The organism is Salibaculum sp. (assembly GCF_035270045.1).
GTDB lineage: Bacteria > Pseudomonadota > Alphaproteobacteria > Rhodobacterales > Rhodobacteraceae > Salibaculum.
Genome location: NZ_DATFIP010000002.1, coordinates 79285 through 95500 on the forward strand (window position 1 = coordinate 79285; position 16216 = coordinate 95500).

Genomic DNA, 16216 nt, shown 5'->3' on the forward strand with positions numbered 1-16216 from the left:
CCTGTTCTCCGCGAGTCGCGGCGTGCTCTAAAATCAGCGCGCCTTCTGCCGAGCCTGTGCCTGAAGTTTTACTTGCATCGCTTCGGCCGCCTGGAGCTTGCCAAAGGCCGCGGCGAGATCGGCGCGACGCGCCTCTTTCTCTTGCAGCAACCTTGCAAGCTCCTCGTTGAGCCTGCGGCGACGCTGTTCGACCCAGGTGCGCCAGCGCATGTTCGCCCCGGCCATGGCAGTCGCCGACACCTCTTGCCCCGCCTCGGGGACAGGCGGCCTGTGCAGGGCGTCCAACTGGGCCCGAACCGCTTCGATCCGACCCGAGACCTCGGCCAATCGAGCCTGTTCCGCCTGAAACGCAGCTTCCAGAACCTCTTTCAGGCCCGCCAGCCGTGCCGGGGTCAGGCTCATTTCCGGGCCGCCTTTCTGACGCGTTCTGCGAACCGGATAGCCACCGCGACCGCTTGGTAGTGATCGGGACGGATTTCCTGATCGATTTCGACGGTGGCATGTAGCGCCCTGGCCGTGGGCGGGTCGGAATGCACCGGCACGCCGTGCTCGGTTGCGACCTCGCGGATGCGCGCTGCCAGATGGTCAACGCCCTTGGCTACGCAGACAGGCGCGCTGCCAGCGCTGCGCGGCCATTTCAGGGCCACGGCGTAATGGGTCGGGTTAACGATGATCACGTCGGCTTCGGGGACATCCTGCAACATCTGGTTGTTGGCCACCTCATGGGCTTTCTGCCGCCGCTGCTGCTTCATCTCGGGATCGCCCTCGGACTCCTTGTGTTCATCGGTCATTTCCTTGCGTGACATGCGATGTTTGCGCAGATGCTCAGCCCGCTGCCAGGTGAAGTCGATCCCGCCCAGAGCAAGCGCAATGACCAGAACGATCGCCAGAAGCCCCATGGTGAGACGCAATAACTCTGCGGTGACAATCCCCGGATCAAGGTGGATGGTCATCAGGATGCGTGGCATCTGCCCGGCCAGGTAGACAAAAAGAACGACCGAGTAGATCGTCAGCTTGACGAAGCTCTTGAGAAACTCGAACAGGCCTGACCGGCCGAATTTCTGCTTGGCCTGGGCAATGGGCGAGACCTTGTTGACCTTGGGTGCCAGCTTGCCGGGAGCAAAGACGAACCCGCGCTGGGTCAGGATCACCAGGATGACCACGGCGATGGGCAGCATGAAGAACGGTACCAGCGCGCGCCCGACCGACAGGATCAACCCGCCCGTCATTGGCGTGCCAGTGCCCGCGAAGACAAGGTGAGATAGTTCGCTCGACCGGTCCAGCAGGGTCATGAGGGCCCGTCCGGTGGCCTCCAGCGCCGGGCCACCCAGCGCCAGTCCGGCCACCAGCAACCCGGCATAGGCGGCCGCGGTGTTGAGATCGTTCGAGCGCGGGATTTCGCCCTTCTTGCGCGCATCCTCGAGCTTCTTCGCGGTCGGCTCATACTGCTTGTCATCATCCTCACCGTCCTCGCTCATGGAGCACCTGCTAGCGGAGCGTCCAGAAAGCTTCGCAGTGCATCCGCCCAGACCGACAGCAGGATGGGTGCGGAAAGAAACAGCAGCACCAGCCCCCCGGCGGTGATCGCCGGGGCGCCGACAAAGGCCACCATGAGCTGCGGCATGGCACGGTTGATGACGCCGAGCGTGACATTGTAGAGCATGGAAGCGATGACGAAGGGCGCGGCCAGGGTGAAGCCCAGTGCGAAGCTGCGCGCCACCTTGCCCACCCCCGCGATGGTCAGCATCTCGGACGGGATCATCCGCCCGGGTGGCACAAGGGCGTAGCTGTGGATCATGTATTCGGCGATGGCCACGTGGAGGCCCATCGTGGCCGCCAAGGCCAGGCCGGCCACCACCAGCACATGCGCCATGGCCGGCTGTGGATCGACCCCGGCGCTGCCGCCGAATATCTGTGACAGCGATGTGGACTGCGCCGCGATGGTGCCAGCGATCTGAAGCGCAAAGATGAAAAGCCGCAGCATAAGCCCGAAAAACAAGCCGGTGACAGTCTCGGCCAGAAGGATGCCGACGGTAATCTCGTCCGGGCGCGGGACCGCGGGCAGGATGATAAGGGTAAAGGCCAGCGCCAGCCCCAGCTTGACCCGCACGGGGACGGACCGTTCACCGAAGACTGGAAGCAGCGCCATCATCCCCGCCACACGCAGGAAGACGGCGAAGGCGGCCACCAGCGTTTCGCGCCCGAGGCCAAGAAGCTCCGGCGGCAGGCCGATCACGCTGGCACCAGGCCAACCAGGGCCGGTTTGGCGTCGATCCCGATCTCCTCGAATGACAGGACAGGGTTCGAAACACCCTTGGCCATCAGGACCGTGCGCAAAAACCGACGGCGTTTCATCGAGGTGACAATGGCCGGGTAGGTTCCGGCCTGGCCAGCCGCGGCGACCTTTTCCGAGATCGAGGTGGCCAGCCGGTTGAATTCATCCGGCGGCAGGGCGATGTCCCCGCCCCCCTTGTCAGAAGGAATCTGGTAGGTGGCGAAGGTGTCTTCCCATTCGGGGGCAAGCTGGACCAGCGGTATGGTCCCGTCCGGGCGGCGCAGATCCGACACCAATTGAAAGCCGAGGCGCTGTCGCACGTGTTCGGAAATACCCTCGGTACCGGGATAGAGCTGTCGGCCTTCGCCGACCGCCTCGATGATGGTCGCAAGGTTGCGGATCGAGACACGTTCTTCCAGCAACAGGCGAAGTACGGACAGCAGGATGTCCATGGGCACCTTGTCGGGCATCAGTTCGTCCAGCATCTTTCGGTTGCTTTCGGCCCGTGCAGGGTCGCTCAGGTTGACCATCTCGTCGAGCAGCCGGCGCAACGCGCGCAGAGTCAGCAATCGGGGGAAATTCTTCTTTATGGTCTCGAGCAGGTGGGTGGCCAGCACCTCTGTTGGCTGCACGGTCGTCAAGCCGATCAGGGCCGCCTGGTCCTGGTCCCCGGGGTCGATCCAGCGGGCCGGGGCGCCGTAGACGGGTTCCTTGACATCCTCGCCAGACACGTCCGGGTCACCCGTGCCGGACAGAAGGGCCAGCACCTGGTCGCTGCGGAGGGTGTCCCGAACCTGTTCGACGCCCTGAACAAGAATGCGGTAGCTTCCGTCGGGAAGTGCGGCATTGTCCGTTAAGCGGATCTCGGGCAATAGCAACCCGTATTCCGTGGCAACATGGCTGCGCATGTTGGAGATGCGCACGTCCAGCCCGATGCCCGGGTCCAGCACCATGTCGACAAGGTCGGGCGCGAATTCGACATGGATGTCGTCGAGGTCCAGAAGGTCGCCCAAGCTGGGGGCATTCACGCCGTCCTGTGCCGTTTCCGGGCCTTTTTCAGGCGGGGCCTCGGCCCGTTTTGCGGCCGTGTGCGCGAGCCATGCCGCGCCACCGAGCACCAACCCACCCAGGATGAAGGGTAGAAAGGGCAGACCCGGCACCAGCGCAAAGAGACCCATGAGGATCGCAACGGTGACCAATGCAGGGGGATAGCGGCCCAACTGGCCCACCAGTGCCATGTCCACCGCGCCGCTGGCCCCACCGCGCGCCAGCAGCAGCGCCGAGGCGATCGAGATGATCACCGCCGGGATCTGCGAGACCAGCCCGTCACCCACGGTCAGGATGGCGTAGGTCTCGAATGCGGTTCCCAGCGGCATCCCGTGAATCACCGTGCCCATGATCAGGCCCATGACAAGGTTGAGAAAGGTGATCAGCAACCCGGCGATGGCATCACCCTTGACGAACTTGGAGGCACCGTCCAGCGAGCCGAAAAAGGTCGTTTCAGCCTGTTCCGTCTCGCGCCGCTGCCGGGCCTGCTCATGGTCGATGGCCCCGGCACTCATGTCGCTGTCGATGGCCAGTTGCTTGCCGGGCATCCCGTCCAGCGCAAAGCGGGCGCCAACCTCGGCCATACGGGTGGCACCCTTGTTGATCACCACGAAGTTGACGATCAGCAGCACCCCGAAGACGACCAGCCCCAGGAACACGCTGCCGCCCATGACGAAATCCGCAAACCCCTCGATAACGTCGCCGGCGGCATTCGTCCCGGCATGCCCGTTGCCGATGATCAGCTTCGTAGACGAAACGTTGAGCGAAAGTCGCAGCATGAGCGATGCCAGAAGGACCGTCGGAAAGGCCGAGAAATCCAACGGACGCTCGATGAACAGAGTGACCGTGAAGATCAGGATGGCCAGCGCGAATGAAGCTGCTAGGCCGATGTCCAGCACCCAGGCGGGCATGGGCAGAATCATCATGACGATCACCGCCATTAGCGCCAGCGCGAGCAGGATCGTCGGCCTGAAGATATCGGACAGCGTGATCGCCGGCACGATCAGACCCCAAGGAGGGCATCGAGCCCGCGGACGCGCCGATTGTGCGTCCCAATCGGCCTGCAGGTAGGAGCAGGCAGGGCCGGGTGGCAGCCCCCTGCGAACGGGGGTCGAGGGATCAGTCGTTGGATTCTCATCTAAGCGCTTTCTGCTGCCTGCTGTCATGCCGAGGCTAGACCGGGACGGTTACCAACTCGTAAGCCGTCGCGTCTTGCCGCGCCGGACTTACCGTGTCGATTGGTCCTGGGTTGCCGCAGGGAACCGCGCGAGCAGTTCGTTGACCGTTCGCCGTGTTTCCCGGGCGCGCTCAAGTGCAGAGCGGCGCGCGGCCAAATCCTCCATCCTAGTCATGTCAGGCCGGATCAGGGCCTGTTCGCCGACACGCCGCAACAGCGGGTCTTCGGACGTCGCCAGTCGGTCCCAAGCGCCCGCCCGGAAATCGGTCTCGGCGTCAGGGGTGTCTGGCAGGGCGCCGAGGGCAGCCCGGTCGTCACCCATGGCAAAGAGGGCCTGAGCACGCAAGCGTGCGGCACGGGCATCCGTCATCCCGCCCAGGTGCTGCAAGACATCCTCGTTCCGGCCCAGTTGAAGAGCGGCCTGGGCACGCAGGTAACGCCGTTCGCCCATGGCGCTGGCAGAGGCACGCCGGGCCATCAATTCGAGTGCCCGTTCCGGGAACCCCAGATTCACCAGACGCGCGGCCAGCCTGTTCACGGTCCCTGAATCCAGGTCTTGCGGCACGTCCCCAAAGACCATTTCAAGAAACGAGGGCGCCGCAGCGGAGTCGGCCACCCCGTTGAAGAGTGTATCGGAAAGCGTCCGGCGCTCGGACCTGGGCCAGCGGCCATCATGGCGGGCGAGCAGCCCCAGCGCCTCATCCCACTCTGCACGGGCGACATGAGCGCGCAACATGATCGACGCAAGGCTCAATTCCGTCTCTGTCCCGGCATTTTCGCGCAGTAACGCGGCACCCAGGGTCATGTCCCCCTCTTGCGGCAGGGCCCCAGTCTCGAGCGTCAGGTCCAGAAGCCGGATCAGGGAGGCGGGCTCTGTCCGGCCTGCGGCACCGTCCAGCACACCGAGGGCGGCTCCGATATCTCCTCCGGCCTCCAGTAATGACGCCCGCATCCGCACAGCCGCCGGGGTTCGGGCCGCGTCATGACCATGAATGGATTCGAAAACCAGCGCGGCGCCATCGACATCCTCAGCCTCGAGAAAGGCCCCAGCCATGCGCGTTGCCAGTTGCGCCTGTAGCGGCTGGGGAAACAGCCGGAAGGTACGGATCACGTTGTTGCGGTCCAGCGCCTGCAACGGGGCGGTGCCCGACAGCAGGCGCCAGGGGGCCGCATTGTTGTCACAGTCGGCCTGAGCGGACAGCACGGGATAGGTGCCTTGCAGACCGTCCACCAGACGCGCCATCTCGGACAGCGCCGCGCGCGCCGGGTCAGCGGCGCGACCGCGCTCAAGCGTTGCCAGCGCTTCACGCCCGAGGCCAAAATGAACATAGCCCCGCGCGAGCCTCAGTATCGCCTGCTGGGACGGGCGGTCGAATTCGGTCACGAGGCCGTTGCGCAGGGTCGCGATCTGCTGAGAGAAACCCGTATCATCGGCCCAGCCGGCCACATCGAAAACCTCGGGGGCGAGACATGTCGGATCGACGGCATCGGCCAGAGCGGCATTGAGGGCCACGAGTTCGCGGTCGAGCGCGTTGCCCACGCTCAGGCCCGGTCGCGCCGCACCCGGCACAGGGGGGAGAGGCGCAGCCGATTGCGCCCCGCTGGATGTCTCGGGCGGATCTTGGGGCGGGGGTCTCATCTCGTCCTTCGAGGCGGTGGCGCTCTCGACGGACGGCCTCAGATAACCGGCTGAAACGGCGCGGGCGACCTCTGCCGCCATGGTAGCCACCCGCGGATCGGCAGCGGGCGCGTCCGGCCCGAAAGAGAAGGCCCCGGGCAAAAGGAAAGCCCTTTCACGTCCGGTCCAGTCCCGAGCCAGCGGCAAACGGATCGGACTGGTCGTGAGCTTGGGCGGGCCGAGCCCCGCAGGGTCAGGGCCCTCGACAATATCGAGCACCAGCCGCCCGGGCCGCCAAAGGAAGGGGTCGACGTGGCAGGGATCACAGGCGAGCCGAAGCGACAGGACACCACCACCTTCATCCGTGACGGCATCGAGGCGCTGGCGGGGAAGCCTGTCGAATATGCCGGACGTGTCGAACGCCGCCTCAGGGTCTGACAGGCGCAGGCGGGCGCCCGCGCTGTGTGTCTCCAGCTGCCACTGGGTGCCATCGCCAATGTTCAGGACAAGGCGCGAGAAACTCTCGTGCTCACCCGAGCGAATCGCGACGTTTTGCGCCACGGCGGACACAGCGCCAAGCAGGAGTGCCAGGCAAAGCCACAGAACCCTCATGCGGCTTCCTTTGTGGCCTTCAGCGCCGCCTCCAGGTCCAAGAAACTGGGTCTATGATGCCCGGGTGTGTTCTGTCGGCCCACCTCGATACAGATGTTCGGCGCATGACGATGCAGATTCGCGACCAGCACCTCGCGGATCAACTGGTAGAAGTGCGCATCCTCCTCGATCACGGATTTCACCTTGTTGGCGAATGGCCCCATGAAACCGTAGGCGAGAAAGACGCCCAGAAAGGTCCCCACAAGGGCACCCCCGATCATCTTGCCCAGAATCTCGGGTGGCTGGTCGATAGAGGCCATTGTCTTGATCACGCCGAGAACGGCGGCGACGATCCCGAGCGCGGGGAGTGCGTCGGCCACCGTCTGCAGGGCATGAGCCGTGTGCAGCTTGTGATGCAACGAGGCCTCGATCCGCTTTTCAAGCACCTCCTCGACCTGATGCGGGTCATCGTAGTTCATCGAAGCGGTGCGCAGCGTGTCACAGATCAGGGCAACAGCCTCGTCATCGGCCTGGATTCGGGGGTAGCGGGCGAAAATGCTGCTCTCCCCCGGGGCCTCGATATGTTCCTCCAACCCCACGGGGTTGGCCCGGGCCAGGCGGATCAGTTCGAACAGCAGGCACAGCAGGTCGCGGTAGTCCTCGTTCTTCCATTGAGGGCCCTTGAAGACCTTTCCAAGGTCCTTGAGCGTATGCTTGGCGATCGAGCCGTCATTGGACAATGCGAAAGACCCTATGGCCGCACCTCCGATCATCATCATCTCGAACGGCAGGGCCTTGAGGATCATGCCGATCTTGCCACCTGCAAGCATGTAGCCCCCGAACACCATGACGAAGATGATGATGATTCCCACGATACTGAACATGAACTTCGGCCTTCCACGATCACTTCATGACGAACGAGTTCTGCCACGTGGATCGTTAATTCTTTGCTGATCCACCAGTGACGTGGGCCTATTCCGTTGGAACCCGGGCGTTGCGGCCAGCGATGACGACGCTGATGGAATAGGCCGTTGCAGGCTCCAGCCCGGCCATGACGGCGGCCGCCGTATCGGGGCGCATCCGTGCCATGAAACCAGCGGCGAATTCCGGGGTCATCTCCTCGAAGAGCGCGGCGGCCTCGGCCGGCTTCATGCTTTCGTAGACACTGACCAGGTTTGTTATGTCGCCATCATTGGCTGTCTCGGCCGTCGCGATCGTTGCCTCGAGGCTTTCTTCGGCAGCACGCAACTGTTCCAGGTGTTCCCGCACTTCCCGCTCGGCCACGCGCAACGCCTGCATCCGATCCGCAACCTGGGACTCGCGCGTGCTCAAACGCTCCTCGCGGGCCTGAAGCGCCGCCAGCAGTTCCTCCGAAACTGCATCATTGCAATCGGCGGGTGCCTCGCGGGGGGCCTCCGGGCTTCCGGCCAGCATCTCCTCGGCCTCGGCCAACGCCGGACCGGCACCGATGGTCAGCCGCAACGCCGCCGAGAAGAAAAGCATACCGACAAGGATGCCCAGAGCCGATGGGGCACGAGGGGTCATGTCCGCTCCTTGGTCTTGTGTTCGGATTGGCTGAAGAAGGGCGAGATCGGGGTCTCGTCCCGCACGGGCCGGGGCAGGTCGTGCAACGAGGCGATCAGCAATTGCAGCTGCTGCGCCGCCGTCTCGGCACGTTCGGTTTGACGGACCAGGTCATCCGTGGCCCGCTCCGAGGCGGCCTCGGTCTGCTTCAGTGCCGTAACAAGGTCGTCGACTTGAACCGACAGCACGGCAATTGCCCCGCCCAACCCCTTGTCGAGGTCTGACAGGCGCCGCAGCCGCCGTGACAGCGTCAAACAATAGAAACTTGCAGCCAGGGCCCCGGCCGCCAGCAGGATATCCGCGATCATCGCCATCTCTCGCGCCTTTCTAGTCCAGTACGAATTCCATGATCAGAAGGTCACGCACCCGACCTTCGCCGACGACAACCTGTACGCGCCGCAGCATCTGGGCCCGGAGCCGGGCCAGAGCGGCGGGATCCTGCAGTTCCTCGACCGCGACGGCGCGCAGGTAGCCGTTAAGCACGTCCATGATGCGCGGACGCAGCGTTTCGACCTCTTCGACCTGGTCCGGCGCCACTTCCAGTTGCGCGTTGAACCGCAGGTGGGCCGCCGCCGCCGATGGCGCGAGGCTGATGATCACGGTGTCCAGCGGCACGAACGCCAAGGGATCCAGCGGCTCTGCCTTGGCTGTCTCTTCCTTCGGCTCGGCGCCGCCGATACTCGGCACGCCGTCCAACAGGCCCATCTGAACCGCCGCGAACCCGCCGCCACCACCCCCGATTGCAAGCACGACCCCCAGGATCAGCGGCCACCGGGGCGCCTTCTTCGGCTGCGCCTTTTCTTCGGCCAATCGGTCGGCGGTTTCGTCGGTCATGCAGCGATTCCCTTTTCAGACGCTGTCCCTCAGATAGCCCCGGACTGACTAACTGATTGTTAAGGCTGACCGACCTATTCAGGTCTCCGCGGCAGAACGCCCGCTGACATCGGAGAACTTCCTTGGATTCACCCTCGTCCCTCTGGTCGAAACTCGATATGCGCCGCCGGGTCATCGTCATCGGGGCCACCGTTGCGGTCTTCGTGGCTGTCCTTGCGTTGGCCCGGGCCAGCACCAGCGCCGAGATGTCCCTGCTTTACGCGAATCTCGACAATACCGCCTCGGGCGAGGTCATCATGGCCCTCGACCAACGAGGCGCGCGCTACGAGGTGCGCGGCACCTCGATCTTTGTGCCCGCCGACCAGCGCGACAGGCTGCGCATGACCCTCGCCACAGAGGGGTTGCCGGCCAACACCACGCAGGGATACGAGATCCTCGACAATCTTTCCGGCTTCGGCACGACATCACAGATGTTCGACGCCGCATACTGGCGCGCAAAGGAGGGCGAACTGGCGCGCACGATGCTGGCCAGCCCGCATATCAAATCCGCCCGGGTGCATATCTCCTCGCCCACCGCGCAGCCCTTTCGCCGCGATCAGAAGCCGACGGCCGCGGTGACGGTCGCGACGATCCTCGGCCGCCTCGACGCGGGGCAGGCGGACGCGCTGCGGTTTCTGGTCGCCTCATCCGTTCCGGGGATGCTGCCCGAGGATGTCGCGGTGATCGACGGCGCCAAAGGCCTGGTTCAGGGCGGGCAGGACCCGGCGGCACCCGGCGCCCAGGACGACCGCGCCGGAGAGATCCGCGCCCGGGTCGAACGCCTTCTGGCAGCACGCGTAGGACCAGGCAATGCCGTGGTCGAGGTGAGCCTTGAAACCGTCACCGAGACCGAATCGATCACCGAGCGACGGATCGACCCGGAGAGCCGGATCGCCATCTCGACCGAGGTCGAGGAAAGCACGAACACCGCCGCCGACAGTCGCGGCGGGGATGTCACCGTCGCCTCTAACCTGCCTGATGGTGATGCAGAGGGCGACAGGGGCACCTCGAGCAACGAAGCATCCGAGAGCCGGGCGATCACGAATTACGAGGTCTCCGAGACGCAGCGCGAACTGGTTCGGGCCCCCGGAGCCGTGCGCCGTCTGACCGTTGCCGTGCTGGTCAACGCGGTCGATACGGCAACCGACGCGGGCGAGGTCCAGCAAGCACCCCGCGCCGAGGAAGAGCTGGAGGATCTGCGCCAGCTCGTGGCGGCGGCCGTGGGGTTCAACGCTGACCGCGGCGACGAAATCACGATCCGCTCCATGGCTTTCGAGCCGCCCGCCGAACCGGGACAGGCCACTGGCACCACTGCCGCGTCGCCGGCACCGCTGGACGTGATGCGCCTCGTCCAGACCGGGGTGCTGGCCCTCGTCGCGCTGATCCTGGGGCTTTTTGTTGTCCGCCCGATACTGGCGGGGCGGCGGACCGGAGGCACGCAGGGTGAAGCATGGCTGGACGACAGCGGCGCGGCCCCGACAACCGGATTGCCCGCCCTTGCGGCACCACGCGACCGGGCAGAAGCCGGGAACGGAGACCCGGTTGAGCCTGCACCCGATCCAGCCTCCGACCCGGTGGACCGGCTACGCGACCTGATCCAGGACCGCCGCCAGGAGGCTGTCCAGGTCTTGAAATCCTGGATGGATGATACCAACGGCGACGAGGCTGGACGATGAGCGGCGCACCGCAGTTCGAAGACTTCGGCGTCCAATCCGGGTCCGCTGCTGAAACGGGCCCGTCAAAGCGGTATCTTGCCGGGTTCGAGGATGGCGTCCGCGCCGGCCAGCACGCCGCCGAGCTACAGCATGGCCACCTGAGCAAGGCGCTCGTTACGCATCTTCAGAACACCGAAGTCACTCGGTCAGAGGTCCGCGAGGAGTTGCTTGAGGCGATCGCACCGGTGATCGAGCAGCTGTTTCAGAGGATTCTGCCCGACCTTGTCTCCGAGACTTTCGTGCCGCGTCTTGCACAAACGATCCAGAACTCCATCGCCGAGGCCGCGGAGACACCGCTGACCCTTTCGGTCAGTCCCTCACAGCACGAATCCGTCGCGGCGGCGCTGTCCCGGGCGACGGTCCGGGTCGTTGCAGACCCAGAGGTCTCGGAAGATCAAGCGCGATTCTCCTGCACAGAGACGGAAACCCTGCTCGACCTGCCCGCGTTGACCCGTCAATTGCAGGACGCCCTGGTCGCCCTGCTTCCAGAAGAAAGGACAAGTGCCAATGGCTGAGCCGACATCATCCGACCACCCGCTGCACGACCTGCCGATCGAGATCACTGTCTCGGTGGGGCGGGCCCGCCCCTTGGTGCGCGACCTGCTGTCGCTCGAAGAAAAGGCCGTGCTGCAGCTTGATCGCAGGGTAGAGGACCCGGTCGAACTTTTCGTCGGCGGCCGCTTGATCGCCCGCGGCCAGCTCGAAGAGTCAGAGGCGGGCAACGGCAGCATCGCCGTGCGCCTCACCGAGGTGGTCTCCGGGGGGCTGTCCCTTGGCTAGACGCAGCTCCGCGACCGCCGCGGTGCTGGTCCTGGGGCTTGTCGCTCTGGCCGGACCGGCGTCGGCACAGGACCTCTCCATCGACTTCGGTGCCGACGGGTCCCTGACGACACGATCAATCCAGCTGATCCTGCTGCTCACGGTACTCAGCCTTGTGCCGGGCATCGCGATCATGATCACCTGCTTTCCTTTTATCGTAACAGTTCTGGCTATCCTGCGCCAAGGCATAGGGCTGCAACAATCGCCGCCGAACATGCTGATCATCAGCCTGGCCCTGTTTCTAAGCTATTTCGTCATGGAACCGGTCTTCGTCACCGCCTGGGCCGCAGGTGTCGACCCGCTGATCGAGGGTGCGCTGACCGTGGAAGAGGCCTTTCCCCGCGTGATGGAGCCCTTTCGGGCCTTCATGGGCAGTCGGGTCGACCCGGGCACCTTCGAGGATCTGGCCGCGCTGCGCGACACGGTTCCGGCGCAAGCGCCACTCGAGTCGGCACCGCTTTCTGTTCTCGTGCCCTCCTTCCTGCTCAGCGAGATCGAGCGCGCCTTCCAGATAGGCTTCCTCGTGTTCCTGCCCTTCCTAATCATAGATCTGGTGGTGGCCGCCGTGCTGATGTCCATGGGGATGATGATGGTCCCGCCGGCGATCGTCTCGTTGCCGTTCAAGCTTGCCTTTTTCGTGGTCGCAGACGGCTGGAGCCTCATCGCGAGCAGCTTGGTACGCAGCTATTTCTAACCATGTGCGGGGCGCGAGGCAGAGCAGGAAGCTGTCTCTCGTGAATATGTTCACAGATCCCGGTCAGCCTGTTCTACTCGGCGCCGAATTGGGATCTTCTGGTGACGGGCCGGGGTTTTCTCCAAACCTCGACGCCCGGAGCGGCGGTCACGCAACGAGCCTTTCAAAAGGCCCCGGGACCGGCCATCGGGCAGATCGTGTTGGGGTCCGACAGTTACTCGTCACACTTTGGGCACCTTGATCCTATTGTACAACAAAGTCCGCATGCAGGGCCCCAGCGGCCTTTATGCTCTTGAGGATGTCAATCATGTCCCGAGGCGCGACGCCCAGCGCGTTGAGCCCCGCGACGACCTCGGAAAGCGAGGTGCCCGCTGGCACCTCGGCCATGGCCAGCCCGGGATCCTCCTCGATCTGGGCGTTCGTGCGCGGCACAACCACCGTTTCGCCCGGGGCGAAAGGGTTTGGTTGTGCCACCTGCGGCGCCTCCTCGATGCGCAGTGTCAGATTGCCCTGGCTGACGGCCACGCGCGAGATTCGCACATCCTCGCCCATGACGATCGTTCCGGATCGCTGATCGACGACGACGCGGGCACGACGCTCGGGTTCGACCAGTATGTTCTCGACCCGCACCAGAGCATGGGCAGGCGAGGTCGCCCCGGTCGCGTCGATGTCAAGTCGCACGGTCCCCGCGTCCAGCATCGTTGCAACGCCCCGGCCAAAGTTGCTGTTGATCGCCGCCTCGATCCGGGCCGCCGTGGTGAAGTCAGGCGTACGCAGGGCCAGCCGGATGATCTTGAGACCGGCAAACTGGAAATCGACCTCACGCTCTACCGTCGCACCGCTGGGGATGGTTCCCGAGGTGGGCACCCCCTGTACTACCGTGGCTGCCTCACCTTCGGCCGAAGCACCACCGGCGATGATCGTACCCTGGGCGACCGCGTAGATTTCACCATCAGCGGCATTGAGCGGGGTCATGACAAGAGTTCCCCCAAGCAGGCTGTCCGCGTCCCCGATGGCAGAAACGGTAACGTCAATGGAACTGCCCGCCCGGGCAAAGGGCGGAAGGCTGGCTGTTACCAGAACGGCCGCAACGTTGTTCGGTCGGAACTGTTCACCGGTCACGTTGACACCCAGGCGTTCGAGGATGTTCGACATGATTTCCTCGGTGAAAGGGGAGTTGCGCAGCCCGTCCCCGGTGCCGTTCAGGCCGACGACCAACCCGTATCCAACAAGATCGTTCGAGCGCACACCATCGAATTCCACCAGGTCCTTGAGACGGACAGGAGTTGCGCCGGCCAACGACGCCCACGTGGCAAGTGCGAGGATCATGGCAAGAAGGCGGGTCAACGAAGATACTCCGTCAGGGACAGGCGCGACAGGCGCGCGGTCAGCGTATAGTGGGTCTCGAGTTGCAACTGGACCTCTTGCAAGTTCGATGCGGTTTCATAGGGATCGGCCGCGCTCATGTCGTTACGGGCGATTTCCAGCGCGGTCTCACGCGCGGAGAGACGTGCTGAGGCCTCTTCGACCCGCGCTTCGGCTGATCCGACGGAGGCGCGGAGCTGAACCAAGTTCCCCGCGCCGGCGATGAGGGCCTCGCCGGCATGTCGCAAGAGGCCAGCGCGCTCCGTATCGGAGAGGCTCAGACCGGCATCCTCGGCAATAGTCCCCAGGGCCGCCGCCTTGAGCGCTCCCCGGATCGCCGGATGGTCCGCCCGGGCCTCGATCTCGAGCGCCGTCCCTTCGCTCATGGGCCGCGACAGGTTTGTGGTCATGCTTCCGCCATAGGCCGTTGTCATGAAACCCCCGGACGTCGTGTCGAACCAGTCATCAACGGCGGCAATGACCCCGTCCGCATCGACTGCCCCGGACGCCGCGGCCAGGATGGCGTCGAGCATGTCGGAAGCGGGCGGCAAGGGGGTCTTGTCCGGCTCTGCCCCGGCCAGCACCGAATGGTCGGCGAGGCGCGTGTTCAAGGCGCTGACCATGCCCTCGAAGGCTGTGCGGGCCTCGATCGCGGCGGTTGCCCGGTGCGTCGGGCCCGACTGCGGCGAGACGGTCAAGAGTGTCTCGCCCGCCGTTGCCCCCGCATCCTGCACAGCGCCCAGTGCGGTCTGCATGACCGAGAGCATGTTGGCGGTTTCGTCCAGCGACCGCCCCCGGGACGCCAGGAGATCGAGGTGGCGTCCGGCGTCGAGGTAGCGCTGCTGGTCGCCCCCCAAGTGGGTCGTCAGATCGGCGATGCGCCCGGTCGCAAGTTCTTGCGCCAAGGTATTGAGCCGCTCCTTGAGCTGGCTGTTGTGCCGCACGGAAACGAGGTGCTGGCTGAGATCACCGATTGTCGTCAGGCCCATCTTCAAAGCTCCATCAGGCGGTCGATCATGGCTTCGACGGTCTGAACCAGCCGTGCGTTCGCTGCATAGGCTTGTTCTACGCGCAGAAGCATCTGCATTTCGTGGTCGGTATCCACGCCGGTCATCGCCTCGGCCTCGGCCAGAGTCGCCTGACGGGCATTGGTGAAGCCAAGCTCTTGGTCGGCCTCCACGCGCGCTTGGCCGATGCTCGACTGGATGTCGGCAAAATGGCCGGCAACACTGCGAGACGATCCACTGCCGCCAATGGGCTGACTGGATGAAAGTGCCGCGCCAGTGGCCAGCAAGAGGGTGCTATCGCCCGCCGCGCCCGGCGCGGGTGCATTCAGACCGTCTCGCAGCCGCCGGGTATCGCCATTGCGGGCCGGGTCTACAGCGGTGTTTACCTCGATGCGTCCAGCCAGCCCGGTGGTGTTCAGAGGATCAAGGGGTTGACCGGCATCGGTAAAGAGCCCCGCATCCATCGGGCCGAGGGTCGGATCGACGGAACCGCCCTGCATGCGTTGAATGAGATGGGCGGCCGCATGGTCAAGCTTTTGCTGTGCCGCGACCAATGTGTCGTCACGTGCCACGAACGCCGCGCCAAGGCTCCCGCCGGCGAGCTTGCCAAGGCCGTCGGCAGCGATGGGAACACCGTCGACGGAAATGCCGACCAGGCCGCCGCTTGACAGGGTCATGTCGGCAGTGACAACCGGCGTATGGGCAAAGTCGAACCGCTTGGCCGGGCCATCGACCAGCATCTCGCCGCCGGGTGTCATCAGGGCAATGCGGCCATCGGGGCGCGCCAGCTCACGCATCGGAACGATGCCGGACACTTGGTCGATCACCCTCTGGCGTTGGTCCATCAGCGCCGAGGAGTCGGCCCCGACGTTGAGGCTGTTGGCGATATCTCCGTTCAGTCGTTCGACCTGTTCGAGCGCGGTGTTAAGCTGATCCACTTGGGCAGCAATATCGGCATCCGCCCGGCGGCGCAGCGACTGTACCCGGTCCGTGGCCGTATTCAGCGCTCCGGCCAGGTCCTGCGCCCGATTTTGCACCTGGTCGAGGCGCAGGGACGAAGACGGGTCGGTCGCGGCATCTAAGAGCGATTGTTCGAGCACCGTGACACGGCTGGACAGCGCATCCTGCTGACCCGGTGCGCCGAAGATCGCTTCGAGCCTGACGTGCAGGTCGACCGTGGCCCCCGCGCCCGAAACCGCGGCATCGGCAAGACGCCGGTCCCCGATCACGGCCTTGTCAACTACCCGTGTCACCTGGCCGATCTGCACGCCACTCCCCCGCCCGCCGATGGATGCGGCGTTCAAGTCCAGTTGGCGTCGGCCATAACCTTCGGTCAGCGCGTTGGACACGTTCGAGGAAACGACCTCGGCAAGTCGGCTTGCCGCATTCATGCCGCCGACCGCGTTGGACAGGGTATGTGACAGGCTCATGCCGGGACCTCCACCATCAGT

General features: G+C 64.8%; 16 protein-coding genes. 4 read left to right on the forward strand and 12 right to left on the reverse strand.

Translation table 11 applies throughout. The features are described 5' to 3' along the window. Nucleotides 1-33: 33 nt before the first annotated feature. From VJ897_RS00445 to VJ897_RS00485, 9 genes are all read right to left on the reverse strand, one after another. Nucleotides 34-402 (reverse strand): hypothetical protein, encoded by a 369-nt coding sequence (locus VJ897_RS00445; RefSeq protein ID WP_324052200.1) that lies wholly within the window; start codon nt 400-402, stop codon nt 34-36. Continuing rightward, complete coding sequence (locus VJ897_RS00450; protein ID WP_324052202.1) at nt 399-1478, reverse strand: EscU/YscU/HrcU family type III secretion system export apparatus switch protein; 1080 nt, start codon at nt 1476-1478, stop codon at nt 399-401. Before VJ897_RS00450 ends, VJ897_RS00445 begins: the two co-directional genes overlap by 4 nt. Further along, complete coding sequence (locus VJ897_RS00455; RefSeq protein ID WP_324052204.1) at nt 1475-2236, reverse strand: flagellar biosynthetic protein FliR; 762 nt, start codon at nt 2234-2236, stop codon at nt 1475-1477. Before VJ897_RS00455 ends, VJ897_RS00450 begins: the two co-directional genes overlap by 4 nt. After that, the gene (gene flhA / locus VJ897_RS00460) at nt 2233-4263 is read right to left on the reverse strand and encodes a flagellar biosynthesis protein FlhA (RefSeq protein ID WP_414706639.1); all 2031 of its coding nucleotides are present in this window, start codon (nt 4261-4263) and stop codon (nt 2233-2235) included. Before flhA ends, VJ897_RS00455 begins: the two co-directional genes overlap by 4 nt. A 285-nt stretch (nt 4264-4548) precedes the next feature. Continuing rightward, nucleotides 4549-6729 (reverse strand): hypothetical protein, encoded by a 2181-nt coding sequence (locus tag VJ897_RS00465; RefSeq protein WP_324052208.1) that lies wholly within the window; start codon nt 6727-6729, stop codon nt 4549-4551. Next, on the reverse strand, nt 6726-7592 hold the full coding sequence (gene motA / locus VJ897_RS00470) for a flagellar motor stator protein MotA (protein WP_324052210.1): 867 nt from the start codon (nt 7590-7592) through the stop codon (nt 6726-6728). The genes VJ897_RS00465 and motA overlap by 4 nt, the downstream gene beginning before the upstream one ends. 88 nt (nt 7593-7680) lie before the next feature. Continuing rightward, entirely contained in the window at nt 7681-8253 is a 573-nt protein-coding gene (locus VJ897_RS00475) for a MotE family protein (protein ID WP_324052211.1), read from the reverse strand. Continuing rightward, a complete protein-coding gene (locus VJ897_RS00480) occupies nt 8250-8606 on the reverse strand; it encodes a hypothetical protein (RefSeq protein ID WP_324052212.1) in 357 nt (118 codons plus the stop codon). The genes VJ897_RS00475 and VJ897_RS00480 overlap by 4 nt, the downstream gene beginning before the upstream one ends. Before the next feature lie 13 nt (nt 8607-8619). After that, nucleotides 8620-9126: a flagellar basal body-associated FliL family protein gene (locus VJ897_RS00485; RefSeq protein ID WP_324052213.1), complete on the reverse strand. Its 507-nt coding sequence runs from the start codon at nt 9124-9126 to the stop codon at nt 8620-8622. Between the two features lie 122 nt (nt 9127-9248). Here VJ897_RS00485 and fliF point away from each other — a divergent pair, with 122 nt between their 5' ends. From fliF to fliP, 4 genes are read left to right on the forward strand one after another with little or no spacing between them, the layout of a single operon-like run. Beyond that, nucleotides 9249-10841 carry a flagellar basal-body MS-ring/collar protein FliF gene (gene fliF, locus VJ897_RS00490; protein ID WP_324052214.1) on the forward strand — a complete coding sequence of 531 codons (1593 nt, stop codon included), beginning with the start codon at nt 9249-9251 and terminating at the stop codon, nt 10839-10841. Next, complete coding sequence (locus tag VJ897_RS00495) at nt 10838-11395, forward strand: FliH/SctL family protein (RefSeq protein ID WP_324052215.1); 558 nt, start codon at nt 10838-10840, stop codon at nt 11393-11395. Before fliF ends, VJ897_RS00495 begins: the two co-directional genes overlap by 4 nt. Continuing rightward, nucleotides 11388-11660, forward strand: a complete 273-nt coding sequence (locus tag VJ897_RS00500) for a FliM/FliN family flagellar motor switch protein (protein ID WP_324052217.1) — start codon at nt 11388-11390, stop codon at nt 11658-11660. The genes VJ897_RS00495 and VJ897_RS00500 overlap by 8 nt, the downstream gene beginning before the upstream one ends. Next, the gene (fliP, locus tag VJ897_RS00505; protein WP_324052219.1) at nt 11653-12393 is read left to right on the forward strand and encodes a flagellar type III secretion system pore protein FliP; all 741 of its coding nucleotides are present in this window, start codon (nt 11653-11655) and stop codon (nt 12391-12393) included. The genes VJ897_RS00500 and fliP overlap by 8 nt, the downstream gene beginning before the upstream one ends. 243 nt (nt 12394-12636) lie before the next feature. Here the strand turns inward: fliP and VJ897_RS00510 are convergent, their stop codons facing one another. Genes VJ897_RS00510 through flgK form a run of 3 tightly spaced genes read right to left on the reverse strand, consistent with a single transcriptional unit; the run spans nt 12637 to nt 16195 of the window. After that, a complete protein-coding gene (locus tag VJ897_RS00510) occupies nt 12637-13722 on the reverse strand; it encodes a flagellar basal body P-ring protein FlgI (RefSeq protein ID WP_324052272.1) in 1086 nt (361 codons plus the stop codon). Between the two features lie 14 nt (nt 13723-13736). Continuing rightward, nucleotides 13737-14747 carry a flagellin gene (locus VJ897_RS00515; protein ID WP_324052221.1) on the reverse strand — a complete coding sequence of 337 codons (1011 nt, stop codon included), beginning with the start codon at nt 14745-14747 and terminating at the stop codon, nt 13737-13739. A 2-nt stretch (nt 14748-14749) separates the two neighbouring features. Next, nucleotides 14750-16195: a flagellar hook-associated protein FlgK gene (gene flgK / locus VJ897_RS00520; RefSeq protein WP_324052223.1), complete on the reverse strand. Its 1446-nt coding sequence runs from the start codon at nt 16193-16195 to the stop codon at nt 14750-14752. Nucleotides 16196-16216 lie beyond the last annotated feature (21 nt).

What these genes read in the sequence shown, in the direction of transcription:
- VJ897_RS00485 (WP_324052213.1), bottom strand. Translation starts at nt 9,126, where the DNA reads ATGACCGACGAAACCGCCGACCGATTGGCCGAAGAAAAGGCGCAGCCG.
- VJ897_RS00510 (WP_324052272.1), bottom strand. Translation starts at nt 13,722, where the DNA reads ATGATCCTCGCACTTGCCACGTGGGCGTCGTTGGCCGGCGCAACTCCT.
- VJ897_RS00500 (WP_324052217.1), top strand. Translation starts at nt 11,388, where the DNA reads ATGGCTGAGCCGACATCATCCGACCACCCGCTGCACGACCTGCCGATC.
- VJ897_RS00480 (WP_324052212.1), bottom strand. Translation starts at nt 8,606, where the DNA reads ATGGCGATGATCGCGGATATCCTGCTGGCGGCCGGGGCCCTGGCTGCA.
- VJ897_RS00475 (WP_324052211.1), bottom strand. Translation starts at nt 8,253, where the DNA reads ATGACCCCTCGTGCCCCATCGGCTCTGGGCATCCTTGTCGGTATGCTT.
- motA (WP_324052210.1), bottom strand. Translation starts at nt 7,592, where the DNA reads ATGTTCAGTATCGTGGGAATCATCATCATCTTCGTCATGGTGTTCGGG.
- flhA (WP_414706639.1), bottom strand. Translation starts at nt 4,263, where the DNA reads ATGGCGGTGATCGTCATGATGATTCTGCCCATGCCCGCCTGGGTGCTG.
- VJ897_RS00450 (WP_324052202.1), bottom strand. Translation starts at nt 1,478, where the DNA reads ATGAGCGAGGACGGTGAGGATGATGACAAGCAGTATGAGCCGACCGCG.
- VJ897_RS00515 (WP_324052221.1), bottom strand. Translation starts at nt 14,747, where the DNA reads ATGGGCCTGACGACAATCGGTGATCTCAGCCAGCACCTCGTTTCCGTG.
- VJ897_RS00465 (WP_324052208.1), bottom strand. Translation starts at nt 6,729, where the DNA reads ATGAGGGTTCTGTGGCTTTGCCTGGCACTCCTGCTTGGCGCTGTGTCC.
- flgK (WP_324052223.1), bottom strand. Translation starts at nt 16,195, where the DNA reads ATGAGCCTGTCACATACCCTGTCCAACGCGGTCGGCGGCATGAATGCG.
- VJ897_RS00445 (WP_324052200.1), bottom strand. Translation starts at nt 402, where the DNA reads ATGAGCCTGACCCCGGCACGGCTGGCGGGCCTGAAAGAGGTTCTGGAA.
- VJ897_RS00495 (WP_324052215.1), top strand. Translation starts at nt 10,838, where the DNA reads ATGAGCGGCGCACCGCAGTTCGAAGACTTCGGCGTCCAATCCGGGTCC.